This is a genomic window from Paenibacillus alkaliterrae, from assembly GCF_021532375.1.
GTDB classification, from domain to species: Bacteria; Bacillota; Bacilli; order Paenibacillales; family Paenibacillaceae; genus Pristimantibacillus; species Pristimantibacillus alkaliterrae.
In genome coordinates, this window is the sequence record NZ_JAKGAP010000047.1 from 15,707 (window position 1) to 41,521 (window position 25,815).

The 25,815-nt window shown below is 50.2% G+C and carries 23 protein-coding genes, 1 tRNA gene and 1 other RNA gene; 5 read left to right on the plus strand and 20 right to left on the minus strand.

Going from position 1 to position 25,815, the window contains the following annotated elements:
- Complete coding sequence (gene istA / locus L1N85_RS18620; protein ID WP_235240557.1) at positions 1-591, plus strand: IS21 family transposase; 591 nt, start codon at positions 1-3, stop codon at positions 589-591.
- On the plus strand, positions 546-1,895 hold the full coding sequence (locus tag L1N85_RS18625) for an ATP-binding protein (RefSeq protein ID WP_235240558.1): 1,350 nt from the start codon (positions 546-548) through the stop codon (positions 1,893-1,895). Before istA ends, L1N85_RS18625 begins: the two co-directional genes overlap by 46 nt.
- 311 nt (positions 1,896-2,206) lie before the next feature.
- Here the strand turns inward: L1N85_RS18625 and ssrA are convergent.
- Positions 2,207-2,571: a transfer-messenger RNA gene (gene ssrA, locus L1N85_RS18630) on the minus strand.
- Between the two features lie 256 nt (positions 2,572-2,827).
- Positions 2,828-3,307 carry an SsrA-binding protein SmpB gene (gene smpB, locus L1N85_RS18635; RefSeq protein ID WP_235240559.1) on the minus strand — a complete coding sequence of 160 codons (480 nt, stop codon included), beginning with the start codon at positions 3,305-3,307 and terminating at the stop codon, positions 2,828-2,830.
- A 139-nt stretch (positions 3,308-3,446) separates the two neighbouring features.
- Here smpB and L1N85_RS18640 point away from each other — a divergent pair, with 139 nt between their 5' ends.
- On the plus strand, positions 3,447-4,187 hold the full coding sequence (locus L1N85_RS18640; protein ID WP_235240560.1) for a copper homeostasis protein CutC: 741 nt from the start codon (positions 3,447-3,449) through the stop codon (positions 4,185-4,187).
- 57 nt (positions 4,188-4,244) lie between these two features.
- Here the strand turns inward: L1N85_RS18640 and L1N85_RS18645 are convergent, their stop codons facing one another.
- The 9 genes from L1N85_RS18645 to L1N85_RS18685 form a co-directional block, all read right to left on the minus strand.
- Positions 4,245-4,445 (minus strand): cold-shock protein, encoded by a 201-nt coding sequence (locus L1N85_RS18645; RefSeq protein ID WP_028609190.1) that lies wholly within the window; start codon positions 4,443-4,445, stop codon positions 4,245-4,247.
- Positions 4,446-4,752: 307 nt separating this feature from the next.
- A complete protein-coding gene (gene rnr / locus L1N85_RS18650; protein WP_235240561.1) occupies positions 4,753-7,638 on the minus strand; it encodes a ribonuclease R in 2,886 nt (961 codons plus the stop codon).
- Between the two features lie 170 nt (positions 7,639-7,808).
- Positions 7,809-8,045, minus strand: coding sequence for a preprotein translocase subunit SecG (secG, locus tag L1N85_RS18655; RefSeq protein WP_235240562.1), 237 nt, complete (start codon positions 8,043-8,045; stop codon positions 7,809-7,811).
- Between the two features lie 185 nt (positions 8,046-8,230).
- Complete coding sequence (gene eno, locus L1N85_RS18660) at positions 8,231-9,523, minus strand: phosphopyruvate hydratase (protein ID WP_235240563.1); 1,293 nt, start codon at positions 9,521-9,523, stop codon at positions 8,231-8,233.
- Positions 9,524-9,567: 44 nt separating this feature from the next.
- Positions 9,568-11,106 carry a 2,3-bisphosphoglycerate-independent phosphoglycerate mutase gene (gene gpmI / locus L1N85_RS18665; protein WP_235240564.1) on the minus strand — a complete coding sequence of 513 codons (1,539 nt, stop codon included), beginning with the start codon at positions 11,104-11,106 and terminating at the stop codon, positions 9,568-9,570.
- Between the two features lies 1 nt (position 11,107).
- Complete coding sequence (tpiA, locus tag L1N85_RS18670) at positions 11,108-11,866, minus strand: triose-phosphate isomerase (protein ID WP_235240565.1); 759 nt, start codon at positions 11,864-11,866, stop codon at positions 11,108-11,110.
- 15 nt (positions 11,867-11,881) lie between these two features.
- Positions 11,882-13,066, minus strand: coding sequence for a phosphoglycerate kinase (locus tag L1N85_RS18675; RefSeq protein WP_235240566.1), 1,185 nt, complete (start codon positions 13,064-13,066; stop codon positions 11,882-11,884).
- A 170-nt stretch (positions 13,067-13,236) separates the two neighbouring features.
- Entirely contained in the window at positions 13,237-14,241 is a 1,005-nt protein-coding gene (gap, locus tag L1N85_RS18680) for a type I glyceraldehyde-3-phosphate dehydrogenase (RefSeq protein ID WP_235240567.1), read from the minus strand.
- Positions 14,242-14,358: 117 nt separating this feature from the next.
- Positions 14,359-15,396 (minus strand): sugar-binding transcriptional regulator, encoded by a 1,038-nt coding sequence (locus L1N85_RS18685; RefSeq protein ID WP_235240568.1) that lies wholly within the window; start codon positions 15,394-15,396, stop codon positions 14,359-14,361.
- A gap of 235 nt (positions 15,397-15,631) precedes the next feature.
- Here L1N85_RS18685 and L1N85_RS18690 point away from each other — a divergent pair.
- Positions 15,632-15,706: transfer RNA gene (locus L1N85_RS18690), tRNA-Arg, on the plus strand.
- A gap of 177 nt (positions 15,707-15,883) precedes the next feature.
- Positions 15,884-16,468 (plus strand): ATP-dependent Clp endopeptidase proteolytic subunit ClpP, encoded by a 585-nt coding sequence (clpP, locus tag L1N85_RS18695; protein ID WP_235240591.1) that lies wholly within the window; start codon positions 15,884-15,886, stop codon positions 16,466-16,468.
- 100 nt (positions 16,469-16,568) lie between these two features.
- Here clpP and L1N85_RS18700 read toward each other — a convergent pair whose 3' ends face one another.
- From L1N85_RS18700 to hisJ, 9 genes are all read right to left on the minus strand, one after another.
- Entirely contained in the window at positions 16,569-16,838 is a 270-nt protein-coding gene (locus L1N85_RS18700) for an HPr family phosphocarrier protein (RefSeq protein ID WP_028609180.1), read from the minus strand.
- Positions 16,839-16,945: 107 nt separating this feature from the next.
- Positions 16,946-17,875 carry a DNA-binding protein WhiA gene (whiA, locus tag L1N85_RS18705; RefSeq protein WP_235240569.1) on the minus strand — a complete coding sequence of 310 codons (930 nt, stop codon included), beginning with the start codon at positions 17,873-17,875 and terminating at the stop codon, positions 16,946-16,948.
- A 6-nt stretch (positions 17,876-17,881) separates the two neighbouring features.
- Entirely contained in the window at positions 17,882-18,868 is a 987-nt protein-coding gene (locus L1N85_RS18710; RefSeq protein ID WP_268818359.1) for a gluconeogenesis factor YvcK family protein, read from the minus strand.
- Between the two features lie 12 nt (positions 18,869-18,880).
- Positions 18,881-19,768 carry an RNase adapter RapZ gene (gene rapZ / locus L1N85_RS18715; RefSeq protein ID WP_268818360.1) on the minus strand — a complete coding sequence of 296 codons (888 nt, stop codon included), beginning with the start codon at positions 19,766-19,768 and terminating at the stop codon, positions 18,881-18,883.
- An 83-nt stretch (positions 19,769-19,851) separates the two neighbouring features.
- Positions 19,852-20,802 carry an ROK family glucokinase gene (locus L1N85_RS18720; RefSeq protein ID WP_235240570.1) on the minus strand — a complete coding sequence of 317 codons (951 nt, stop codon included), beginning with the start codon at positions 20,800-20,802 and terminating at the stop codon, positions 19,852-19,854.
- Between the two features lie 187 nt (positions 20,803-20,989).
- Complete coding sequence (gene trxB / locus L1N85_RS18725) at positions 20,990-21,937, minus strand: thioredoxin-disulfide reductase (protein WP_235240571.1); 948 nt, start codon at positions 21,935-21,937, stop codon at positions 20,990-20,992.
- 21 nt (positions 21,938-21,958) lie between these two features.
- Positions 21,959-23,710 carry a tetratricopeptide repeat protein gene (locus tag L1N85_RS18730; RefSeq protein ID WP_235240572.1) on the minus strand — a complete coding sequence of 584 codons (1,752 nt, stop codon included), beginning with the start codon at positions 23,708-23,710 and terminating at the stop codon, positions 21,959-21,961.
- A 165-nt stretch (positions 23,711-23,875) separates the two neighbouring features.
- Positions 23,876-24,826, minus strand: coding sequence for a ribose-phosphate diphosphokinase (locus tag L1N85_RS18735; RefSeq protein ID WP_235240573.1), 951 nt, complete (start codon positions 24,824-24,826; stop codon positions 23,876-23,878).
- A gap of 116 nt (positions 24,827-24,942) precedes the next feature.
- Positions 24,943-25,749: a histidinol-phosphatase HisJ gene (gene hisJ, locus L1N85_RS18740; RefSeq protein WP_235240574.1), complete on the minus strand. Its 807-nt coding sequence runs from the start codon at positions 25,747-25,749 to the stop codon at positions 24,943-24,945.
- Between the last annotated feature and the right edge of the window lie 66 nt (positions 25,750-25,815).

Sequence of the window (25,815 nt, forward strand, 5' to 3'; positions counted from 1 at the left end):
ATGTACCGGGAGTCCAAAAAGAAAAGCGTCACCTTGCAACTGCTCTGGTCGGAATACAAATCACAGCATCCGAACGGCTATCAGTACAGCCAATTTTGCGAGCGATACCGTCAATGGAAGAAGACGCTACAACTTTCCATGCATCAGGAACATCGCGCCGGAGAAAAACTGTTCATCGACTACGCAGGCCCAACTTTGCCCGTGGTCGATCCCGAGACCGGAGAAATCCGTGATGCGCAATTGTTTGTCTCCACCATTGGCGCCAGCAATTATACGTACGTCGAAGCCGCTTGGAATCAGAACCTGCAGTCGTTCATCCAAACTCACGTGAGAGCTTTCCAGTTCTTCGGCGGCGTCCCGGAACTGCTTGTGCCAAATAACCTGAAAGCAGGTGTACACAAGGCTGACCGATACGAGTCGGTTCTGAATCGCACGTACTACGAAATGGCGGCTCACTACGGCTGCGCGATCCTAACAGCCAGACCTAGGAAAGAAAAGACAAGCCCAAAGTGGAAAACCCCGTTCTCCTCGTGGAACGCTGGATTATGGCGGCACTGCGAAACCGGACTTTCTTTCATCTCCATGAGCTGAACGAAGCGATCTGGGATCTACCGAAGCGCCTGAACGACAAGCCGTTTCAAAAGATGGAAGGCTCCCGTTCCTCGCTGTTTCAGTCCGTGGACAAACCGGCGCTAAAGCCGCTTCCTACCGTACCGTATACGTTTGCACGCTGGCATATTGCCCGCGTTAACATCGACTACCATATCGCGATCGATCATGTCCTTTACAGCGTTCCATATACGCTCGTCAAGCGAGTTTATTACCGAAAAGGCGATTCCACTATTCAATTTGCCGGCGAAGCTCGCAAGGCTCTTGAATACGATAAAGGCAGCAGACATTACGAGTTGGAATCGGTGCCCGACTGTGGGATCACTGATCTCGACGATACAGTATTTCAGCAATATAAAGAAATTACCGGGTACAGCGGCAATTTACATAATCTTTTAACGAACCGCGGGCTAGCAGTTAATAAGGACGGACAACTGATTATGAGAGCAGCAGGAGTCCTCTTGTTTGCAAAAATGCCCACCATTTGTTTGCCACAAGCCTGCATTCGATTTATTAGATACGAAGGCATAAAAGCAAAAACCGGAACAAGAGCTAATGTAATTAAGGAATATACGATCGAAGGCCCATTAATTAAGCAAATTGAACGTACAAAAGAAATTATCCAAAGCCAGCTAAGAGATTTTACAGCATTAGGGCAAATGGGGATTTTTGATACAGTGCCTGAATATCCCGAATTCGCATGGATAGAGGCTGTGGTCAACGCCGTTACTCATCGTGCCTATAACCTTGGAGGCTTGGAGATTATGATCCGCATGTACGATGACCGGCTTGAATTTGAAAGTCCTGGGCGACTCCCTGGCATGGTTCGTTTGAGTAATATTAAAGACCTGCGATATTCAAGAAATCCAAGAATTGCGGTAATGCTCTCAGAGTTTAAATACGTCCGCCGATGGGGCGAAGGAATTGATCGCATATACGACGAAATGCAATTGTTCCATCTTGATCCCCCGGAGCTTATGGAGACAGAACAAACCTTCGTGCTTACTCTTAAAAACAACATTGAAGTACGGAGACTTCGGAGAGAGTCGACGATTGCTTTGAGCATCGGTCAGGAGAAGTGGCTTGATTTATCTCCCGATCAAAGGTTGGCACTGGAATTCGCTTCAATTCGCAAGAAAGTATTTACTAAAGATTTTGGTGATTTTATTGGCAGAAGCAGAGTCACAGCAAAGCTTATACTGGAATCTCTAGTCGAAGAAGAATACCTCGAACGTGTTGGCTCAAAGCCTACCGATCCGAAACTGCATTATATTTTAAAGCTCTAAAGTTGCTTGAAAGGAGCTCTAAAGTAACTCTAAAGCAACTTTAAAGCAACTTTAAAGCAGCTCTAAAACAGTTCTACGCCAAGGAACATTAATAGGTGTCTTTGGCTTTTTTATGTTCCATAGGCAGGACTGCCTCTTGAAATCTCGCAAGATCCTATCTATCCATTACCCCACCGCAACGTACACCATCCGAGATTCCTCGGATTCATGCCCACGAACGCGGCAAATCCAATAACGACGTCACTTTCTAACCCCCATGTAACCCGAGAACGCAAAAAAGACACCTGACACGGTGTCTCTTCTGATAGTATTGGTGGAGGCGAGGGGATTTGAACCCCTGTCCGAAGATCACGCCACACAGGCTTCTACGGGTGTAGTCACAGTTTTGATGTCACCCGAGTATCGCCCCGTAACCGGCTATACGTTGGGTCAGCCTGATTGTCTTCTTCAGCTCACCGCAGGCGGAGATGAGACAGCGTATTCCACTACTTGTTAGCCCCTATTCCAGTCACATGGACGATGCTGGGTAGAAGCACGCACACAGTTTCTTAGGCTGCGAAAGCGTAGTTTGTTTGTTGTTTGCCGTTTAATAGGCTTTAGCGTTGATGAAGCAGACGACTCCCTGCTACCCGCAACCCGCGCTCGTCCAATCCCCGTCGAATCCATAAACGCCCCCATTCTCGCATAAACAATTAGCTGCTGATCGAGAGATCGGCACTAACGTTTAGCATCAAATGAAGCTTTAGGATTAAGGAGCAGCTTCTAACAGATTCGAAATCTGAAAGGCTGTTCCGATTGTTTGGCACGTTCGCATATTTCAGTGTACTGCTTGTGCTGCCTTCGCTACTGCTTTAGTATACCACGAACGGACAGCCTTTGTGCATATTTGTTATTGGCAGTAATGGATGTTCTCACCCATGGAAAAAATCAGGCTAGCGAGCCACCTTCTGCTTCTCCCTCAGCGCACGCTGGATATCCCGCTGAGCATCGCGTTTAGCAGCCGTATCGCGCTTATCGTACTGCTTCTTGCCTTTACCAAGCCCGATAAGCAGCTTAGCATAACCGTTACGCACATAAATCTTCAGAGGCACAATGGCATATCCTTCTTGCTTGGATAACCCTAGCAGCTTATGAATCTGTTCCTTATGGAGCAGCAGCTTCCGTGCTCTCGTCGGATCGGTCGGATTATGAATATTGCCTTGCTCGAACGGACTGATGTGCATGTTATGGATAAAAATCTCGCCGTTGCGAATAGTCGCGAACGCATCGCTTATATTCGCTTTTCCATTTCTCAGCGATTTGATTTCCGTACCAAGCAGCACCATCCCCGCTTCAAACGTATCCTCGATGAAGTAGTCATGGGAAGCCTTCTTGTTCTGAGCGAGCTGCTTGCCGTCACTTTTCTTACCCATGCTGGTCACCTCGTCTTTATTACGCTAAAATGTTTATTATATGCGGTTCAGAAATTCATTGTAACAACTTTAAGTACAGAAATCAAGGATACCGTTCCGTCGTGCACCCAATCCATTAATATCAAAAAGGAGAATGCCCGTGTTGCTTGAAGTCATTGCTACTACTGAGGATGAAGCGTTTACAGCGGCTGCTCATGGAGCGGATCGTATTGAGCTTATTTCTGCATTCGAACAAGGCGGTTTAACACCAGACCGTATGGTCGCCGTTGCCGTTATAGAACGACTTAAACAGACAGAGCAATCCGATACTCAACCCTTTGCCAAAAAAATTCCCGTACACGCCATGGTACGCCCGCACAGCAGATCCTTCATTTACGACAAAAAGGATATTAGCGAGATGATCGCTCAAATCAGACAGCTTCGCCAGCTCGGTGTGCATGCGCTCGTCATGGGAGCGCTGAAAGCTGATCATAAAATCGATACAGAATCATTGCAGCGACTGCTGGATGCAGCGGGAGAGCTTCCAGTCACGTTTCACCGCGCGTTCGATGAGGTAGATGATCAAGAAGAGGCAGTTATCACCCTGAGTCAATATCCCCAAATCAAATGGATCCTCACCTCTGGAGGGAATACGAACGTTCTTCAAGCGGTTCAACGAATAAAAAGACTCGTTAAATTAAGCGAATCATTCGAACTGACTATTATGCCTGGCAGCGGATTAACGATTGCCTCATTGCCGGAGTTCATTGAGGCAACTAAAGCGCAAGCCGTCCATCTCGGTACCGGAGTAAGAATAGACGGTCGGATTGACGGCCAAATCGACGGGTCTTTGGTAAGACGGGCACGGGACATTTTAGATTGCAGACCTTATGTAAAATAAAAAAAACCGCCCATAACCTAAAAGGTTAAGGGCGGTTTTATCAACGTTCGTAAGCTATTACAGCTTTACAACGTTTTCTGCTTGTGGTCCACGGTTGCCTTGAACAACGTTGAATTCAACGCGTTGGCCTTCTTCAAGAGTTTTGAAACCTTCGCCAGTGATTGCGGAGAAGTGTACGAATACATCGTTGCCGCCTTCAACTTCGATGAAGCCAAAACCTTTTTCTGCGTTAAACCATTTAACTGTACCTTGTTGCATGTGTAAAAACCTCCAAAAAAATAATATTAATATGCGCCTGGTTTGTCTTTAAACAAAAAATTCACACATTGGAAAGGGTTTCATGACTATAATGACACCCTTTTCAATATGTGAATTCAGGTTCATATTATCGATTGCCTTGAGTGTACTATACCCAGAAATAAAAAGCAAGTGACAAGTTTAAATATATTTTCCCAGCTCGTCCAGAACACGGCGGCTCCCGCAATAACGTTCATTTGAAAGCCGCCGTACTGGCTAGTTACTTGCGATTTTTGCGGATGAATGCTGCCGTGGCGTCCTCTCCGCCTCAGCTGCCTTTCCGTTTCCTCTTCTTCTTGCCTTGTCCCTCTCCGCCGTCATCCGGGCTCGGCGCCTTGCTCTTCCGCTCACCCGCGAACACGCCGCCCGGCGACGTATTCTTCCGCTTCGCGCCGCCACTGCCGCCGCTCCGCCGGTTCCCGCCGCCTTCGCCTGCGCGGCTTTCACTGCCAGCCCCGCCGCTCCCGCGGATGGGCAGGCCCCACATATCCGTGCGCGGCCCGCTTCCGCCGCCGCGCATATCGCCTTGGCCCGGCGGCATGTCCGCCTCCTGCCACGGCCCGCGCTCCGCCGGCGCATTTCCGCCGCCGCCGTCGATCGCCCCTGCGCCGGCTCCGGCTCCGCCTGCTCCGCCCAAGCCCCCGCGACCGCGCCGCTTTCCGCCGCGGTCGCTCACAGGCGCATCGACGCGCCACGGGTTCCCCTGCTCGACGACGCCGAAATCGACTCGTCCCGCGCTTCCGCGCTCGCCGCCGGCTCTGCCCCTGCCGCGTCCGCCTGCTCCCGCCGCACTGCCGCGTCCCGCGCTTCCGCGTCCGCCTGCTCCCGCCGCACTGCCGCGTCCCGCGCTTCCGCGCTCGCTGCCGCCAGCTCCGCCTTTGCCGCGTCCGCCTGCACCTGCTCCGCCGCCAGCTCCGCGTTCATCACCGCCGCGCTTCTTGCCGCCGCGCGCGCCGCCGCCGAAACCTTGGTCGACTAAGCCCTTATAGCTGCTTCGAGGCTTCATATCGACCATCTCGAAGTCGATCGTATGCTCCGTCATGCTCACCCGGGATACGCGCACTTTCACCTCGTCGCCAATGCGATAAACCTTCGAGGTGCGTTCTCCAACCAAGATCATGTGCTGCTCGTGGAAATGGTAATAATCATCCGACAAATCGCTCAGACGGATTAAGCCCTCTACCGAATTATCGAGTTCGATAAACATGCCGAAGCTCGTCACACTGCTTATGATCCCTTCGAATTCCTCGCCGACCTTATCCAGCATGAATTCGCATTTCTTCAGCTGTTCCGTATCGCGCTCCGCATCAACCGCAACTCTCTCACGCTCCGAAGAATGCTGCGCAATATCAGACATTCTGGACGTTAAATATTCGTGCCGGGCATCCGTCAGTTGTCCGCCCCCTTCAAGAACCTCGCGAATGACGCGATGAATGACCAAGTCGGGATAACGCCGAATCGGCGACGTGAAATGAGAATAAAATTCGGCTGCAAGGCCGAAATGTCCAAGACTCTCCGCATCGTATTTCGCCTGCTTCATCGAACGAAGCATGACCGTCGAAATGACCGTCGCTTCCTTCGTGCCGCGAATTTCCTCCAGCAGCGTTTGCAGGGCGCGAGGATGCACCGAATTGCCTTTTCCTTTCACGACATAGCCGAAGTTAGCTGCGAACTGTATAAAGTTCATCAGCTTTTCTTGATTGGGATCCTCATGAATCCGGTATAGAAACGGCACGCGCAGCCAGTGGAAATGCTCGGCCACCGTTTCGTTCGCGACAAGCATAAACTCCTCGATGATTTGCTCCGCAACCGAACGTTCGCGCTTGATAATATCGACTGCTTTACCTGCCTCATCGACGATGACCTTCGACTCCTGGAAGTCGAAATCGATCGCGCCGCGCTTCATCCGCTTCGAGCGCAGCCGCATGGCGAGGTCTTCCATCAACTCGAACATACCGAGAAGGTCAGCATAACGCTCCTTCAGCCCGGTTTGCGGCTCCTCTTCGTCAGCGGTCAATATCTTCCGTACGTTCGTATACGTCATACGTTCTTTCGTACGGATTACGCTCGTAAACACATCATGTCGAACGCGCTTTAAAGTTTGTGCATCAAACTCCATTTCACACGAAAGCGTTAAGCGGTCAACCTGCGGATTCAACGAGCAAATCCCGTTCGACAAGCGATGCGGCAGCATCGGAATGACGCGGTCGACCAAATAAACGCTGCAGCCGCGGCGGAATGCTTCCTGATCCAGATCGGACTTTTCCTTCACGTAATAACCGACGTCCGCAATATGGACGCCCAGCAAGTAATTGCCGTTCTCGAGCCGCTTCACGTGGACCGCATCATCTAAGTCCTTCGCATCCTCGCCGTCGATCGTAACGATAACCTCGCCGCGCAGGTCGCGCCGGCCCTGCTGTACGATTTCCTCATCGGTAATCGAATCAGGAGCCGCTTCAGCCTCAGCCATAACCTCGTCCGGAAAGCCCTCTGGAAGCTGATGCTTGCGAATGATCGACAGGATGTCGACGCCCGGATCGTTCTTATGTCCTAAAATTTCGACAATTTCGCCTTCGGCCGCCGAGCGCCCTTCCGGATACGATACGATGCGCACGACAACCTTTTGCCCCGAAACTGCACCTTGATAGCCGCCCTTTGGTATGAAAATATCCCGATTAATCCGTTTGTCGTCCGGCATGACGAAAGCATAAGACTCATGATCCTCGAAGGTTCCGACGATCTGAGTGACGGCGCGCTCGACGATTCGGAATACCTCGCCTTCCATACGGCCGCCATGCTCGCTCTTTGACGTAATGCGGACGAGAATGATGTCGCCATTCATCGCGCTCTTTAGGTCATTCGCATGCAAATAAACGTCCGGGTGATCCTTTTCTTCGGGAATCAGGAACCCAAAGCCCTTCGCATGCGACTGCAATCTGCCGCGCACCAAATTCATTCGCTCCGGAACCCCGTAATGCTCGCTTGCCGTACGGATGATTTTGCCCTCGTCCTCCAGCTTGTTTAGCAATCTAAGAAATTGCTTAAACTCCTCCGCACCCTCAATTCCAAAATGCTTCTCAAGCTCTTGGTAAGTCATCGGCTTATATGCCGTCTCCCGCATAAAATCAAGCAGCTGCTGCTCGTAATTTATCATTATCGCTTTTTCTCCTCATGCACTTGCCACAGCATTCCAGCTTCGCTTGCAGCAGGTTGATAGATTATCATATACCATGTAGTATACACGAAATGAAAGCTGCCCATCCGCAATATTGCCGAAAATACAAAAAAAGCGAGGATTATCCCCGCTTTCCGCATGTTAATTGATTATTGTTTGACGAAGTAAGAAACAACCAACGCCAAAATGAAAAAACCTACTGCCAGAACAACCGTCAGACGCTGTAAGAACAAATCCAAACCGCGCGCTTTCTGTTTGCCGAACAAGTGCTCCGCCCCGCCCGTGATTGCTCCGGACAAGCCAGCGCTCTTACCTTTTTGCAACAATACTACAGCAATAAGGCCGACAGAGAATAGTACAAGCAAGATCTTCAAAAAGATTTCCATTTATTCCACCTCCAGCATAGGAGCTCCGTAAAAACACGTAAACCGATTGTATCATAGCTGGGTACAGATTACAATAGGACAACCTTTGAATTCCCTTCCATTAACAATACCGTCCAAAAAAAGAAGAGCATGCCCCGCTAAAGGACATGCCCTTCCCGATAAGCCGCAAGCAGAAACTATACGTCTTATTTGAAGTTTTTCAAGTTGTAAAATGCTTTTTTGCCGCCGTATTGAGCAGTCGAGCCAAGCTGATCCTCAATGCGGAGCAATTGGTTGTATTTTGCAACGCGGTCCGTACGGGACGGTGCGCCTGTTTTGATTTGGCCGGCGTTCGTAGCTACTGCGATGTCAGCGATCGTGCTGTCTTCGCTTTCACCGGAACGGTGGGAGATAACCGCTGTGTAACCAGCGCGTTTTGCCATTTCGATCGCGTCGAACGTTTCAGTAAGCGTACCGATTTGGTTAACTTTAACAAGAATGGAGTTGCCTACGCCCTTCTCGATGCCGTCGTATAAACGCTCTGTGTTCGTTACGAACAGATCGTCGCCGACAAGCTGTACTTTGCTTCCAAGCTTGTCAGTAAGCAATTTCCAGCCATCCCAGTCATCTTCGGAGCAGCCGTCTTCGATCGATACGATTGGGTATTTATCCACCCACGAAGCGAGAAGATCAACGAACTCAGCCGACGTGAACGATTTGCCTTCGCCTGCAAGCACGTATTTGCCGTCTTTGAAAAACTCAGTCGAAGCAACGTCCATACCGAGGAATACATCAACGCCCGGCTTGTAGCCTGCGCGCTCGATAGCGGAGATGATTGTTGTAATCGCTTCTTCGTTGGAACCAAGGTTAGGAGCGAAGCCGCCTTCGTCGCCTACTGCTGTGTTAAGACCTTTGTCATGCAATACAGCTTTCAGGTTGTGGAAGATTTCAGCGCCGATACGAAGCGCTTCTTTGAAGCTTTCAGCACCAACCGGAAGAACCATGAATTCTTGCACGTCGATGTTGTTGTCAGCGTGCTCGCCGCCGTTGATGATGTTCATCATTGGAACCGGAAGCGTCTTAGCGTTGAATCCGCCAAGGTAAGTGTAAAGCGGAACATCAAGCGCGTCAGCAGCTGCGCGGGCTACAGCCATCGATACAGCCAGGATCGCGTTAGCGCCAAGCTTCGCTTTGTTTGGCGTACCGTCAAGCTCGATCATTTTACGGTCGATAGCTACTTGATCAAGAGCATCCAAGCCGATAATTTCAGGAGCAATTTCCGTGTTTACATTTTCAACGGCTTTCAGAACGCCTTTGCCAAGGTAACGGGATTTGTCGCCGTCACGAAGCTCAACAGCCTCGTATGCGCCGGTGGAAGCGCCGGATGGCACGATTGCGCGGCCTTTGCCGCCGGACTCCAGGGAAACCTCTACTTCTACGGTTGGATTCCCGCGGGAATCCAGCACTTCGCGTGCGTATACATCAACGATAATTGACATGAGAGAAAACACTCCTTTATGGGTTTAGTTGTTTTACGTTCTGCTTACTTGTTGATAAGTGTCGTGCCTGTCATTTCCTTCGGCTTAGCCAGCTCCATCAAATCCAGGAACGTTGGCGCGATATCGGCAAGGATGCCGCCTTCGCGAAGCGTCTCGCCCGCTTTCGTAATGATGAGAGGAACCGGATTTGTCGTATGTGCGGTAAAAGGACGGCCATTCTCGTCGAATACCATATCCGCGTTGCCGTGGTCAGCCGTGATGATGCAAACGCCGCCTTTGGCAAGCACCGCTTCCACGACTTTGCCCAGACAATCATCTGTCGCTTCGACTGCCTTGATCGTTGGCTCCAGCATGCCGGAGTGACCTACCATATCAGGGTTAGCGAAGTTCAGTATGATGGCGTCATGCTTGTCCGATTCAATCTCGCGGACTGTAGATTCCGCAAGCTCGTACGCGCTCATCTCAGGCTGCAGATCGTACGTTGCGACCTTCGGCGAGTTGATCAGCACGCGAGTTTCACCAGGAAGCTCTTCATCGCGTCCGCCGCTGAAGAAAAACGTCACATGCGGATATTTTTCCGTTTCAGCTGTACGTAATTGCGTCTTGTTGTTTTGCGTAAGTACTTCGCCAAGCGTATTATCCAGGTTCTTTGGTGAATACGCGACGAACCCGCCAACCGTTTCACTGAATAACGTCAAGCAGACGAAATGCAGGTTAACCGGATGGTTTCCGCCGCGATCGAAGCCGCGGAAGTCTTCGTTCGTGAACACTTGCGATAATTGAATCGCGCGATCGGGACGGAAGTTGAAGAAAATAACCGCATCCCCGGATTCGACGAGACCTACCGGTTTGTTCTCTCCCTCAACGATAACCGTTGGCATAACGAATTCATCATAAACCGATTTCTCGTAGGATTCAACTACCGCTTGAATCGGATCGAAATATTGCGGGCCTTCGCCGTAAACCATAGCGCGGTAGGATTTCTCCGTACGCTCCCAGCGCTTGTCGCGGTCCATTGCATAGTAACGGCCTTGGACTGTTGCGATGCGGCCTACGCCAACCTCTTCGATTCTCGCTTGCAGCTGCTCCAGGTAGCCCTTAGCGCTGTCCGGGGACACGTCGCGTCCGTCGAGAAAGGCATGAATGTAAACTTCCTCAAGCTCTTCCTTCTTTGCCAGTTCAAGCAAGGCGAACAAATGAGCAATGTGGCTGTGTACGCCGCCGTCGGAGAGCAAGCCGTACAGGTGAAGCTTTTTGCTATTCGCTTTTACATGTTTGATCGCGCCGAGAATCGTCTCGTTATCGAAAAATTCGCCATCGCGAATCGATTTGCTGATCCGCGTCAAATCCTGGTACACGATACGCCCTGCGCCGATGTTCAAATGACCAACCTCGGAGTTGCCCATTTGGCCTTCAGGCAAACCAACCGCTTCGCCCGCTGCCGTCAATGTCGTATGCGGGTAAGTCGACCAGAACCGGTCGTAGTTTGGTTTATTGGCTTGTGCTACGGCATTGCCCGTTACATCATCGCGCAAGCCGAAGCCGTCAAGAATAATAAGTGCTACCGGTTTCGGTGAAGCCATCTTACTTGGCCCCCTCGACCAGTGCGATATACGATGCAGGCTCTAAGCTCGCGCCGCCGACAAGAGCGCCGTCGATGTCCGCTTGACCCATATATTCAGCCACATTGTTTGGCTTAACGCTGCCGCCGTATTGAATGCGAACCGCCTCAGCCGTTGCTTGATCGTAAAGACCGGCAACAACGCCGCGAATAAATCCGATAACGTCTTGTGCATCTTCGGAAGTCGAAGATTTGCCTGTTCCGATCGCCCAGATTGGCTCGTATGCGATAACGACTTCAGCTGCTTGCGCTGCAGAAAGGCCTTGGAAGGCCGCTTCCGTTTGCACTTTGCATACGTCCTTCGTTTGTCCCGCTTCGCGCTCTTCCAGCTTCTCGCCTACACAGACGATTGGCAGCAAGCCGTTTTTGAACGATGCGTGAACCTTCTTGTTTACGATCTCATCGGATTCCGCAAAGTAAGCGCGACGCTCGGAGTGACCGATGATCACGTATTTCACGCCAAGATCCTTCAGCATAACGCCGCTGATTTCGCCCGTAAATGCGCCGTTATCCTCGAAGTGAACGTTTTGAGCGCCGATCGCGATCGAAGTTCCTTTTGCCGCTTCAACCAGTGCAGGAAGCGTCGTGTAAGGCGCGCAGATTACGCTCTCTACGCCGTCCACCTCGGCTTTCCCTTTTATTTCGGAGAAAAAAGTTACCGCTTCGGAAACGGTTTTGAACATTTTCCAGTTGCCAGCAATAATCGGTGTTCTTGTGCTCATGTGTATTCCCTCCTATTATTTTTCGTTAAGTGCTACTACGCCTGGAAGTACTTTGCCTTCCATGAATTCCAGGGAAGCGCCGCCGCCAGTCGAAATGAAATCCATTTTGTCAGCTAAGCCAAATTTCTCGGCTGCTGCAGCCGAATCGCCGCCGCCGATAACGGTGTAACCAGCCGTTTCTGCAGTCGCGCGGGCAACTGCCAGCGTACCGTGGGAGAATGGCTCGATTTCGAATACGCCCATCGGTCCGTTCCAAACGACCAATTTCGAGTTTTTGATAACATCCGCATACAGCTCGCGCGTTTTCGGTCCGATGTCGATGCCTTCCCATTCAGCAGGAATGCCGTCAACGTCAACGATTTGCGTGTTTGCATTTGCGCTGAAATCGTCCGTTACGACGATATCAACCGGGATCAAGAAGTTTTTACCCAATTTTTTTGCTTTCTCGATGAACTCAAGCGCCAGATCAAGCTTGCTGTTATCTACCAGCGATTTGCCGATTTCATGGCCTTGCGCTTTGAAGAACGTATAAGACAAGCCGCCGCCGATAATGATGTTGTCCGCAATTTCAAGCATTTTGTCGATAACCGCAATTTTGTCTTTTACTTTCGATCCGCCGACAATCGCTGTGAAAGGACGCTCAGGGTTGTTAAGCGCTTTGCCTAGTACTTCAAGCTCTCTTTCCATTAGCAGACCCGATACAGCCGGCAGCAGGTGCGCAATGCCTTCAGTCGAAGCGTGAGCGCGGTGCGCTGCGCCGAAAGCGTCGTTGACGAACAAGTCAGCCAGCTTCGCGAATTGTTTCGCCAGCTCCGGGTCGTTTTTCTCTTCGCCTTCGTAGAAGCGTACGTTTTCAAGCAAGAGGACATCGCCGTTGTTCAAAGCCGCTGCCTGCGCTTCTACTGCTGCGCCGATCGCTTCGTTAGCCTTAGTCACTTGTTTGCCCAGAAGCTCGGAGAGACGCACTGCGGATGCCGTGTGGCGAAGCTCTTCTACGACTTGACCGTTCGGACGGCCAAGATGGCTCGCAAGAATGACTTTAGCGCCTTTTTCGATCAAGAAATTAATCGTAGGCAGCGTCTCGCGAATCCGTTTGTCATCCGTAATTTTACCGTCTTCAAGCGGCACGTTGAAATCAACGCGGACAAATACCCGTTTACCAGCTAATTCTGCTACGTCACGCACACTTTTTTTATTCATTGATGAAAACCTCCCGGATAATGGTTGTGGAAAGGTATAGATTAGGACAGCAAAAAAAGAAGGTCGTTCCTTCAAAGAAGGAACGACCTTTGGTCAGCGGCCTCTAAGAGCCGCAAACCAAGAACCTTAGCTCCGCACGCACAGAGCCGCGGTCCGTCCGCCTTCTTTGCTTACAGACCTTTGCTTGCGATGTAAGCAGCAAGATCAACTACGCGGTTCGAGTAGCCCCACTCGTTGTCGTACCAGGAAATCACTTTAACCATATTTCCTTCAACAACCATTGTCGACAGACCGTCGATTGTGGAGGAAGCTGGGTCGCTATTGTAGTCGCTCGATACAAGCGGCAATTCATTGTAGTTCAAGATGCCTTTCAAAGGACCTTCGGAAGCATCTTTGAATGCAGCGTTAACTTCTTCAACGGTTACGTTAACTTTCAGTTCAGCTACAAGGTCAGTTACGGAAACGTTAGGTGTTGGAACACGCATAGCCATACCGTTCAATTTGCCTTTTAGCTCAGGAAGTACAAGTGCAACAGCTTTCGCTGCGCCAGTGGATGAAGGAATGATGTTCTCAGCAGCTGCACGAGCACGACGCAAGTCTTTGTGAGGAACGTCAAGTACGGATTGGTCGTTTGTGTACGAGTGAGTTGTTGTCATCATACCTTTAACGATACCGAATTTGTCGTTCAATACTTTTGCGAAAGGAGCAAGGCAGTTCGTTGTGCAAGAAGCGTTGGAAATAATGGTATGTGCCGCAGGGTCGTACTTGTCTTCGTTAACGCCGATAACAACAGTGATATCTTCGTTCGTTGCAGGTGCGGAGATGATAACTTTTTTAGCGCCGCCCTTCAAGTGAAGCTCAGCTTTTTCTTTCGCTGTGAAAATACCAGTCGATTCAACTACGATTTCTACGCCGACGGATCCCCATGGAAGATCTGCAGGGTTGCGCTCTGCGAATACTTTGATTTCGCGGCCGTTTACGATAAGCGCGCCTTCTTTAGCTTCAACAGTGCCATCAAGCTGACCGTGAGTCGTATCGTATTTCAAAAGATGTGCAAGCGTTGCCGTATCTGTAAGATCATTTACGGCTACGATTTCTACGTTCGGATTACCCAGTGCTGCGCGGAATACATTACGGCCGATGCGACCAAAACCATTAATACCAACTTTAACCATTTGTTGTTTCCTCCTAAGCGTTTTTGAAAGATTGCTATATATATTTCAAGATGTCTTGCAAGTAAGGCCTAAGCCGCTGGCAATTCATCATGATTCCTCATACTCCAAGCTTGCCGCTTACTGCTTTTCTTGCCCGATCAGGGCTAGTATTTCCAGCGCCGCAGCTTCATCCGTTACCAATACATCGTTGTGTCCGAAGCGCATGACGGCCGCTATTGCCTCGCCCTTGCTTTTGCCGCCGGCAACGCCAATGACAACTTCAGTGTTCACAATATCCTCGAGCCGTAACCCCACTGTCTGCATTTTGTGCACGACTGTGCCTTTGCGGTCAAAATAAAAACCGAATGACTCCGCTAATGCGCCTTCCGCTTGCATCGCATCGATAATCTCGCCGTCTAACCGCCTGCGCCTTGCCATGACTATAGCGTCTCCGATTCCGTGTATAACGATGCGGGCACTGCGAATGACAGCCACAATTTCCCGGATGTTCGGCTCCTGCATAATAGAAGCGAAGGCTTCCTCGCCCAAATGGTCAGGCACATGTAACAGCCGATACTGCGCTCCCGTTCGCTTCGCCATCGTGGAAGCAATCGTATTTGCCTGATAATCCAAGCTTTCTCCCAGGCCGCCTCTGGCCGGCACAAACCAGTTCGTCTTGAGCGGCGTATTCGAAACCAATTGACTCGATACTTGAGCGGTTGTCGTACCGCCCGTTACTGCCACGACGTCGTTTGGACGCATGACCTTGTTCAGCACCTGGCAGCCCGCCCGGCCAAGCTCGCGCTTCGTCTGCGCCGACGTCTCGGAATCACCTGCAACGATAACGACCTGCGATAAGCCAAAATGGCTGCGAATCGTTTCCTCCAGCTCAGATAAACCAAACATCGTTTTGTAAAAGGGTTCAAGCTGTTCCAATAAAAGCTTGCCTGAATCGCTAATTCGCATGCCCCCCGAATGAATCTCGAGCAGTCCTTGCGATTTCAGAAAATCGGTTTCCGCCCGAAGCATGCGCTCCGTCATCGATAATGCCGACGCCAACGTTCGGCGCCCGATCAAATCCGAAAGCATTACCTGATGAAGGATCGAATACCGCTTCTTCATGACGTCGAGCAGATCCGGCACAAGCTGCTGCTGCAGTTCAACGATCTGACTCATTTCTTATCCTTCACTCCACCCGGCCTCTTGCGTATTCGATCCATACCTGCTGGACGATTTCTGTCCCGAGGTATCATTTCGAGTCCCACCAATAGTTTATCGGAAATGCCGGATTGTAGCAATAGCCGTTTTTCATTTGAAAACGGTTTCCGTCACATTTTTCACAAATTTTATTTTTCAAGTTTACTTGCATTAAAACCCGTAATGTCATATAATAATTTTTGCTACTGTTTTTGCGCCCGTGGTCCAATGGATATGACGTAGGCCTCCGGAGCCTGAGATCTAGGTTCGATTCCTAGCGGGCGCGCCATTATACTTACCCAACACCTATAATGATACAGACAAACCGTTCCTATACGCTGGAGCGGTTTTTATTTTTGGCATCTACAGACCTGTTTGACTATCTTTGACTTTTGAGTTTTCATCCGTTATTATGGGATTACGATTTAACCATTCATAGTTGTTGAGGAGGGGGCTTGCGTTGGATATGAATTTCGTTCCTATGGTTATTGAGCAAAACAATCGGGGTGAGCGTGCGTATGACATTTACTCTCGCCTATTGAAAGACCGTATTATTTTTCTCGGATCCGGTGTAAATGACGTGGTGGCCAACTCCATCATCGCTCAAATGCTATTCCTGGCTGCCGATGATCCTGAGAAGGACATTTCGCTCTATATCAACAGCCCGGGCGGTTCGATCACAGCAGGTATGGCTATCTACGATACGATGCAATATATTAAACCGGACGTGTCCACCATTTGCGTAGGCATGGCCGCTTCTATGGGTGCCTTCCTGCTTACCGCAGGCGCCAAAGGCAAACGATATGCGCTTCCGAACAGCGAAGTGATGATTCACCAGCCGCTGGGCGGAGCTGAAGGCCAGGCCAGCGACATTGAAATTCGGGCTCGCCGCATCCTCAAGATGCGCGACAAGCTAAACGGCATCCTGGCAGACCGCAGCGGTCAGCCGCTCGATCGTATCGAGAAGGATACCGATCGCGATTACTTCATGAGCGCCGAGGAAGCAAGAGAATATGGACTTGTGGACAAAGTCATCGAGAAGCTTATCTAATCGGCCACATTCAACAAAAAAAAGACTGCCTTCAAAGTCATCGACGATGACCAAGAGGCAGCCTTTTTTTGTTGTTAACTCCCCTTCTCATTTACAGCCTTTATTGATTTTCCAGCTCTTCTTTGCTGACTAAGGCGACTAAAGCGTTTACAGCCTGCTCTGCGTCCGAACCTTCTGCACTAATGGATACTTCAGTGCCGGAGCTGATCGCCAAGCTCATAATTCCCATAATGGATTTGGCATTTACTTTCTTGTCGTCTTTCTCAACAAATACTTCGGAGGAAAATTTGTTCGCTTCTTGTACGAATAATGCTGCAGGTCTTGCATGAAGTCCCGTCTTTAGACGAACGACAACCGGAAGCCTTGTCATGGAAACCATACCCCCTATATTTTACTAAATCATTATCATGCCATGTGAAAAAAAAGCCATTTTAAATTATTATATCATTATACCAGCTGATACACTAGGTTAAAAGGTCAGAGTCCGCGGATTTTTTCCGCGAGTTCGTCAATTTTGCGCAATCGATGATTTACGCCTGACTTACTAACCTTACCGCCAAGCATCTCGCCGACCTCCGTCAAGTTCATATCCGGATGCTGCAGTCTGATTTCCGCAACCTCTTTCAATTTGTCCGGCAAGCTCTCCAGACCCACTTCTCTTTGCAGCAGCTTGATATTCTCAATCTGACGAACAGCTGCACCGATCGTTTTGTTCAAGTTAGCCGTTTCGCAGTTGACGATCCGGTTGACCGAATTGCGCATATCGCGCATAATTCTGACATCCTCAAACTTGAATAACGCCTGATGCGCGCCGATAATATTCAGAAGCTCGATGATTTTCTCGCCCTCTTTGATGTAGAAGATAAAACCCTTTTTCCGTTCAATGCATCTGGCATTTAATTCAAATTTATTCGCAAGATCAACCAGCGCTTCGCAATGCTCCTGATACATCGACGATATTTCCAAGTGGTACGAGGAGCCTTCCGGATTGTTGACAGACCCGCCAGCCAGGAAAGCGCCGCGCAAATACGAGCGTTTGCAGCATGGCTTGCGAATAATTTCCTTATCGATGCCGAGGTTGAACATAAACCCCTCTGATACGATCTTGAGCTCACTTAATATTTCCTGTACGCCTGCCGGTATACGTACGATATACACATTATTTTTTTTGAGTCTCATTTTTTTGCGTACGAGCAGCTCTATATGCACCTTGTAATGCTTTTTGAGCAGGGAATAAATTCTTCTGGCAATGGCCGCATTTTCCGTTGAGATGTCCAAAACGACTTTGCGGCTGGATACGCTAACCGAGCCATTCATTCGTATAAGCGCCGACAGCTCCGCTCTCTCGCAGCAGCTATCCGCTTCAATTAATGTCAGCTCTTTTTTCGTTTGCGCCGCAAAAGACATCGTAAATCACCTCTTTCGTAACATCCAGTTCTCAACCAGTTTATATATATGATGGCTTAAACGTTCGGCATCATGCCGCAAAAAAGTTCGGAACAGCACAAGACGGTCAGCAATTACATTATAGCCCTTTTCGGTTACCGCATCCAAATCAAGATGAACGGCCTTCGCGCCCTTTTCCGCATATTTGCTTTCAATTTGCGGAGGGATTTCTCCATCGTTCACAATGACGTAATCGAATAAATGATGACCGATATGCGCATGAATCGCATCCAAATGATCGCCCACCGAGTAATTATCCGTTTCTCCTGGCTGCGTCATCACATTGCATACGAACAGCTTTACGGCTTCGGACTCCACTATAGCGGTCGCCAGCTTCGGTACGAGCAGATTAGGAATGATACTCGTATATAAGCTTCCCGGACCGATTAATATCGCGTCCGCTTGCTCAATGGCTTCGACCGCTTCCTCCAATGGTTCTACGTCTGTCGGCTCTAAAAACACCCTTTTTATCCTCTGACCAGCCTTCGGTATCATCGATTCTCCCGTTACGACAGAGCCATCCGCCATTTCAGCCTTCAGCACGATGGCCTGGCCTGCCGCAGGAAGCACCCGTCCCCGCACAGCAAGCACGCGGCTTAACTCGCGAATTCCCGTTACGAAATCGCCCGATATATCCGTCATGGCTGCCAGCATGAGATTGCCGAGGCTATGGCCTGCAAGCCCAGGCACACTCTTAAAACGATATTGAAGCACTTCAGTCAGCAGCGGTTCCGCATCTGCCAGCGCCATCAGAACGTTGCGAATATCTCCGGGAGGCGGTATTTGCAGCTCATTGCGGAGAATGCCCGAGCTTCCTCCATCATCGGCTACCGTTACGATAGCGGTAATATCGAGCGGCTTCTCCTTCAGACCCCGCAGCATGACGGATAAACCCGTACCCCCGCCGATCACGACGATTTTCGGCCGCCTCAATATTTTATTTCTATTCTGCATCGCTTCACCCCGTCAATGCTTGTCACGATCGGAATCACGATGGCTGACACGAACACGCTCCGTATCGCTGCTTCCGAGCATGCGTCCCAAATATTCGGCAATGGCTACGGAGCGATGCTTGCCGCCTGTACAGCCAATACCGATAACAACCTGACTTTTCCCTTCCTTACCGTAAAGGGGTATTAGGAAATGCAGCATATCTAACAGCTTGGTTAGAAACTGTTGCGTCTCAGGCCATTTCATGACATAGTCATATACATCAGGGTTTTGCCCGGTGTTAGGACGCAAATGCTCAACATAATGCGGATTAGGCAAGAAGCGAACGTCATAGATAAGGTCGGCATCAATCGGAATGCCGTATTTGAAGCCGAAGGATGTTACGTTAATAGAGAGACTATTCTGCTCTTGATTCGTAAAATGCGTAATAATCCGTTCCTTCAAATGAGCGGGCTTCAAAATGCTTGTATCGATAACCTGCGACGCTGAGCCTTTGAGATCCTCCAACAGGCGTCTTTCATTGCGAATGCCTTCAAGCGGCATGCCATCCGGGGCAAGCGGATGACGACGACGGCTTTCCTTATAACGCTGAACCAGCACCTCGTCGGTGGCATCCAGAAATAAAATTTCACAGCTGATCGTGTAGTGGTCTTTGATGTAGGTTAACGACTCCGATAACGCCGTGAAAAATTCTCTGCCACGTAAATCTATAACGAGCGCGACTTTTCCAATCTTACCTTTCGATTGCTCGATTAGCTCGGCAAATTTCGGTATAAGAACAGGTGGCAAGTTATCCACGCAGAAGAAGCCGAGATCCTCAAGGCTTTGGACAGCAATGGTCTTGCCCGCGCCCGACATCCCGGTAATAATGACAAGCTTCGCTACAGTTGCCGCCGTTTCCAAGAGAAAACCTCCTTCAGGTCTTGCGAATGCAAAACCAGCTTCATAAGCATCATTTTAACGTTTGCGAATGCGAAATTACTTTGTCAGCCTCTCAAAATAAGACCAGCCGCGCCTACTACGCCAGCGTTATTGCCTAGCGTTGCCGCAACGATCTTCACGTTTTCTTTCGCTTGATCCTGTGTATACTTCTCGAATACTTCGCGAATTTGGTCGAACAAGAAATCGCCTGCTTTCGACACGCCGCCGCCGATGATGAAGTATTGCGGATTAAGAATAATCGCGAGCATAGCCATCGACTTGCCTAAATAATAAGCGGCGCGGTTAACGATGCGAGTCGCTACCTCATCGCCAGCCTTAGCGGCATCGAGCACATCCTTCGCCATAATGTTCTCCACCTGCGAAAGCGAGGTTCGGTCGCCGCGTTCTACCGCATCCTTGGCCATGCGAATAATTCCGGTCGCTGAAGATACCGTCTCCAGGCAGCCCATTTTGCCGCAGCCGCATTGAATGGCTTCCAGATCCGGCACAATTGCCATATGGCCAAGCTCCCCTGCCATCCCTGCAAAACCCTCAACAATTTTTTCATCTATAATAATTCCGCCGCCTACGCCTGTTCCAAGCGTGTAGCATACACAGTGGGCGACGCCTTTGCCCGCACCGCCCCAAGCTTCGCCTAACGCTGCAACGTTTGCGTCATTGTTGACCTTGACCGTCTTGTTCAGCGCTTGCTCCAAATACGCTTTCAAATTTACGTTTTCAATTTTCAGGTTAGGAGCAAACTTTACGATACCGTTCGGAATATCCAGGAATCCGGCAATGCCAACGCCGATGCCGTCAACCTTCTCCCAATCGTAATCGGATTCCTCTACGATTTGCTGCGCGTACTTTGCGATATTTTGAAGGATAGTGTCCGTTCCTTTACTCGCTTCCGTCGGTCCTTCATACGTTTTGAGCAATTGCCCGTCCGCATTGCAAATGCCAACCTTAATAGCCGTTCCGCCGACATCGACTCCAACGTAAATCTTTTCAGACATCACTAGTCCACCTCATCAATATGTTAATCTTCTCTGTAACACTATAAGCTTTCCTTTACCCTGCGGTCAAGATAGCGAGATTCGGGCAAATCGGGCATTCCAAGCTATTTAAAAGGCTATACCTTCAAGCCATAAAGCTTTGCCGGTATAGCCCCTTCTGTATCGTTATGATGCGGTCCGCCAATTATTAAAGCGATTTGCTCCAGTCATGCGTAACGGCGCCTTCCAGAAATCTTTCACAATCAAGCGCGGCCATGCAGCCGCTGCCGGCTGCCGTAATGGCTTGGCGATATTTGCTGTCCTGCACGTCGCCGCATGCGAATACGCCCGGTACATTCGTTTCGGAGGTGCCCGGTTTAACGATTATGTAGCCGTGTTCATCCGTATCGATTTGTCCGCCAAGAAATTTCGTATTCGGCGTATGCCCGATGGCTATGAAGATGCCGTCGGTTTCGATGACATCCTCCTCGCCCGTCGCATTATCGCGAACCTTAAGTCCAGTAACGCCCATGCCGCTTGCTACTACCTCAACCGGCGTACGATTCAGGCTCCAGCTAATTTTCTCGTTCTCGCGGGCGCGGTCCTGCATGATTTTTGAAGCGCGAAGCTCGTCGCGACGGTTAACAAGCTCTACTTTGGTCGCAAATCGAGTCAGGAAGCTAGCTTCCTCCATAGCGGAGTCGCCGCCGCCTACCACGATAATTTTTTTGCCGCGGAAGAAGAAGCCGTCACAGGTAGCGCAAGTACTTACGCCGCGCCCTACGTTTTCTTTCTCTCCAGGTATGCCGAGATACTTAGCCGATGCGCCGGTGGAAATAATCAAACTTTCGCCAACCAATTCACCATGGCCCTCCACTTGAAGCTTGAACGGGCGTTCGGACATATTCACGCTATTTACCCAGCCTGTAATAAACTTCGCGCCGAAGCGCTCGGCTTGCTTGCGCATATTTTCCATGAGCTCCGGACCCATGATGCCTTCTGGAAAACCGGGGAAGTTCTCCACCTCGGTCGTTGTCGTCAGCTGTCCGCCCGGCTCGGGACCTTCAATAATAAGCGGGCTCATGTTGGCGCGGGCTAAATAGATAGCCGCAGTAAGACCGGCTGGGCCGGTACCGATAATAATCGATTTGTACATGCAGTTCACCTCGTAAATAGTTTAATCATCTTGAATTTCCTCCGCGGAGAAGACGGAGCTTATGGACTTCATCTTCTCTTTAATGCCGCAAACCTCATCGATTGTCTTTACGTTTTTGCTGACGGTAGAGATCGATGTGCCGTAACGTACCGACACCTCATGATAGGAAATCGCCCGCCGATGCATCTTAGCTGTCAAATATTCAAGCGCGGCTGCCCAGCTCTCCGGCTTCGTAAGCTTCGGAACGTCCGGATACACACGCGACAGAAACTCTACCCAAAGCGTCATTAAATCATGCTGCTGAACAAGATCGTACTGCTTGCTCATGCATCCCAGCGCAGCCTCCACTACTGCCTGCCATTTATCTTCCCATACCGGCAGCCGCGACGGCACGCGATTCGGCTCGATAATCGCAGCCTTTCCTTCCAGTACGGCATGCAGCGGCTCTTGAACTCCAATGGTCCGCAGAACGAAAATCGCTATCCGTTTTAAATAATCATCCTCGTCCTGTTCAAGCAGAAACGTTCGTAATACGTCCTTCACTTCGTTATCGGCGATCATGCCAAGTGCCTGAATAACCTGCAGCTTCGTGTGCTGGTCGCCATGGCGAAGCGCCCAGAAAAAGGACGATCGAACGAGCGGATCGCGCTTCAAATGATCCGGGATGCCGTCCGATGATTTTTCCCACAGCTTGAATTGCTCCTCAAACGGCAAATGGTAGTGATAACTAATCGAAGCCGACTGCTCGCCGTTTCGAACGAGCTCGAGCTGCTCCATATAATAGTGCGGAATGCCGGATACCGGATCGAGCTTGATCGTCTGCTTCCATAATCGCTCCGCTTCCTGCAATCTTCCGATATTGCAAGCCGCGACCGCTGCGTAGTGATATAAGCAAGGATCCTGATGAAGCTCGGTATCCTTCAGCAGACGAATGAAGTGCTTATAAGCAGCTCCATGTTCTCCTAAGATGCCCATTGTTGTCGCTAATTTAAACACATGCTCTTGATGGAACGGCGCCGTCTTGCGCAGCAGTTCGAGCAGCGGCTTTAAGCTTTGCTGGTCGTTCGCATGCTGATAGAAGATCGCAAGGTTGCAAAGCGCATGCAGGTTGCCCGGTTCGAGCTCCAGCACCTCTTGAATCGTCTCCATCGCTTTCTCGAACATGCCCATGTAGTAATAGGCCAGCGCCAAGTTGTTGCGGGCTGCCAGAAATTCAGGCTGACTTTCTATAATTTGCTCCAGAATGCGGACGGCCTCTGTAAACTTGCCTTCCTCGAGCAGCGTCCGGGCCTGATCATGCTCGACCATGCCCTCGCGGGACTTAATATTGGTTAGGCGCGTAGGTCTCTCTAATTCAAAATGCAGCAGATCCATCATTTCTTCGGCTTCATCAAGAAATTGGCCCTCCGCATCCTCCTCCAAATATTGAATAAGCGAGCCCTCGGCCGCTTCGTATTGCTCCATATTGGCAAAATTGTTCGCCATGTAAAAATGACATTCCGTCATCGTCGGATCGAGCTCGCCGACGACCCAGCCCAAAATCCGATTCGATTCCTCGTAATTGCCCATTTCAGAAAGAATGCCGGCCATGTTGCAATGGTTTACCGGATTGTCCGGTTCGTATTCGACGGCGCGACGAAAATATTTAAGTGCCTTGTCATAATGGAATCGATCCAGCGACCGAACCGCACGCTCGAAAAAAAACGTGGCGTCCCATTGAACCGGTATGACTTTCGTCTGTTGATCTACGGCAACACGTTTCTTTCCCTTCATCCGCAAGGCACCTCCCGTTACTTCCGATTTTCTACGATTATACCATAGCAGCGCCCATCCTAACACGAAAGAATATGTGGGAAAATCGCGAACGGCATATGCACCGCCCGCGATTTCCCGCAGCATAACTATTCAATTCCAAGCCATGCGGCAGCCGGCAGACGATTAAACACCGCTGCTTTTGAACAAGGTGCTGATGGAGCCGCCTTCCAAAATGATGCGGGTTGCTTCCGCAAGCAGCGGCGCGACTGAAAGCACTTTAAAGCGTTCCGGCGTTGAGTCCGGCAAGCTGATCGAATCGGTAACGATGACTTCTTTAATATTTGGATGATCCAAACGCTCAATGGCCGAGCCGGAGAACAGCGGGTGCGTCGCGCATACGTAAACATCCTCTGCGCCGCGTTCCTTCAGGCTTTCCACAACATTGACGATCGTCGAGCCCGTGTCAATCAAATCCTCGATAATAATGGGAGTTTGACCTTCAACGTCGCCGATGACATGGGTAATAACCGATTCATTATGCGCAGGACGTTTCTTGATCATGATCGCGAACGAAGTATCCAAGTAGTTCGCAAGCTTCTCTGCAGTAGAAGCGCGGCCTGCATCCGGGGATACGACAACCGGATTTTTAATGTTTTTCGATTTCAGGTAATCGCTGATAAGATCAAGCGCCGTCATATGATCGACCGGAATGTTGAAGAAACCTTGAATAGCCGGAGCATGCAGGTCGATTGTAATGACGCGGTTCGCGCCGACAGTCGTGAGCACATCCGCCAGCATTTTCGCTGAGATCGGCTCACGCGGTGCCGCTTTGCGCTCCTGACGCGCATAACCGTAATAAGGCATGATAATGTTGACCGTTCTAGCGGAAGCACGCTTCGCCGCATCGATCATGATGAGCAATTCGACAAAATGCTCGTTAATCGGATGAGAGAAGGATTGTACGAGAAACACGTCGCAATTCCGAATCGTTTCCTCGTAATGCACGTAAATCTCACCGCTTTTGAAACGGGACATCTTGATCGCACCTAGCGTCAGACCAAGCTCTGCACTAATTTTCTGAGCCAATACCGGATTAGACGAACCCGAAAAAATACGCACCTTGTCGCTTAACATGATACCCTCCTGAGCGTTAAACCAATTAATTTAACTGAACCTGTGTTCTCGTCCTTGTCACATTTTTCGACAAAGCTTGTTTGATCATCTATATTATACATTGATTTTACAATAATTCAAAAATCAATTAGCATTAATTTTCGACAATTAAATGTCGCCAGCTGCGTATATCCGACTTCTCTCAGCAGCGCACGCGCTTGCTCTAAATATTGACCGAGTCTTTCGGGCTGATGCGCGTCCGAACCGACCGTGAGCGGAATGCCCAGCTTATGCGCATATTCCAGCATCCGGCGGCTCGGGAACATCTCCGCGGCAGGCGTCCGGAGGCCTGAAGCATTAAGCTCGATCGCGAGGCCATGCCGCTTAACCGCCTCCAGCGCCGCATTTTCCAAATGCGTCACATTGCCCTCCGGCTGAAAGCCGAACCGCTTAATCACGTCGATATGTCCGATGTAATCGTAGAATCCCGTTGCAGCGGCTTTGCAAACCGCATCGTAATACTGCTCGTATACGGCCATACGGTCACGGCTTTCCCAGCCATGCGTTTGCCTGAAGTCCGTAATGTCCCACTCCCCCAGAAAATGCACCGAGCCAATGACATAATCCCACGGGTATGCTTTCACGATAGCTTCGATCTGCTCCTCGCAGCCTTCGATATAATCGCCCTCAAGCCCGATACGGACATCAATTTGCCCTTTATACTTTTCCTTGAGGTTTAAACACTCCTCCACGTAACGGGGAAGCTCCTCCATCGGCATGGCCATTTCCGGATAATAAACGGCAGGATCGACATGCAGGAGAGGCATATGATCGGAGAGTCCGATCTGCACGAGGCCGATCTCTATGCCCTTTCGTACATATTCCTCCAGCTCGCCGACAGCGTGGCCGCAGCGGGCATGATGGGTATGATAGTCGATAAACATATGCGTACCGGCCTTCCTCGAAAATTTTATAGCGCGGCCCTAGAGCGGCTTTGGCCGCGAACATGC

Excerpts from the sequence above, each read along its gene's own strand:
- trxB (WP_235240571.1), bottom strand. The coding sequence starts at position 21,937 with ATGTACAAATCGATTATTATCGGTACCGGCCCAGCCGGTCTTACTGCG.
- tpiA (WP_235240565.1), bottom strand. The coding sequence starts at position 11,866 with ATGAGCACAAGAACACCGATTATTGCTGGCAACTGGAAAATGTTCAAA.
- smpB (WP_235240559.1), bottom strand. The coding sequence starts at position 3,307 with ATGGGTAAGAAAAGTGACGGCAAGCAGCTCGCTCAGAACAAGAAGGCT.
- rnr (WP_235240561.1), bottom strand. The coding sequence starts at position 7,638 with ATGATAAATTACGAGCAGCAGCTGCTTGATTTTATGCGGGAGACGGCA.
- L1N85_RS18735 (WP_235240573.1), bottom strand. The coding sequence starts at position 24,826 with ATGTTAAGCGACAAGGTGCGTATTTTTTCGGGTTCGTCTAATCCGGTA.
- gap (WP_235240567.1), bottom strand. The coding sequence starts at position 14,241 with ATGGTTAAAGTTGGTATTAATGGTTTTGGTCGCATCGGCCGTAATGTA.
- L1N85_RS18675 (WP_235240566.1), bottom strand. The coding sequence starts at position 13,066 with ATGAATAAAAAAAGTGTGCGTGACGTAGCAGAATTAGCTGGTAAACGG.
- clpP (WP_235240591.1), top strand. The coding sequence starts at position 15,884 with ATGAATTTCGTTCCTATGGTTATTGAGCAAAACAATCGGGGTGAGCGT.
- eno (WP_235240563.1), bottom strand. The coding sequence starts at position 9,523 with ATGTCAATTATCGTTGATGTATACGCACGCGAAGTGCTGGATTCCCGC.
- gpmI (WP_235240564.1), bottom strand. The coding sequence starts at position 11,106 with ATGGCTTCACCGAAACCGGTAGCACTTATTATTCTTGACGGCTTCGGC.
- secG (WP_235240562.1), bottom strand. The coding sequence starts at position 8,045 with ATGGAAATCTTTTTGAAGATCTTGCTTGTACTATTCTCTGTCGGCCTT.
- hisJ (WP_235240574.1), bottom strand. The coding sequence starts at position 25,749 with ATGTTTATCGACTATCATACCCATCATGCCCGCTGCGGCCACGCTGTC.
- istA (WP_235240557.1), top strand. The coding sequence starts at position 1 with ATGTACCGGGAGTCCAAAAAGAAAAGCGTCACCTTGCAACTGCTCTGG.
- whiA (WP_235240569.1), bottom strand. The coding sequence starts at position 17,875 with ATGTCTTTTGCGGCGCAAACGAAAAAAGAGCTGACATTAATTGAAGCG.
- L1N85_RS18645 (WP_028609190.1), bottom strand. The coding sequence starts at position 4,445 with ATGCAACAAGGTACAGTTAAATGGTTTAACGCAGAAAAAGGTTTTGGC.
- L1N85_RS18730 (WP_235240572.1), bottom strand. The coding sequence starts at position 23,710 with ATGAAGGGAAAGAAACGTGTTGCCGTAGATCAACAGACGAAAGTCATA.
- L1N85_RS18700 (WP_028609180.1), bottom strand. The coding sequence starts at position 16,838 with ATGACAAGGCTTCCGGTTGTCGTTCGTCTAAAGACGGGACTTCATGCA.
- L1N85_RS18625 (WP_235240558.1), top strand. The coding sequence starts at position 546 with ATGGCGGCACTGCGAAACCGGACTTTCTTTCATCTCCATGAGCTGAAC.
- L1N85_RS18710 (WP_268818359.1), bottom strand. The coding sequence starts at position 18,868 with ATGCAGAATAGAAATAAAATATTGAGGCGGCCGAAAATCGTCGTGATC.
- L1N85_RS18685 (WP_235240568.1), bottom strand. The coding sequence starts at position 15,396 with ATGAGTCAGATCGTTGAACTGCAGCAGCAGCTTGTGCCGGATCTGCTC.
- L1N85_RS18720 (WP_235240570.1), bottom strand. The coding sequence starts at position 20,802 with ATGTCTGAAAAGATTTACGTTGGAGTCGATGTCGGCGGAACGGCTATT.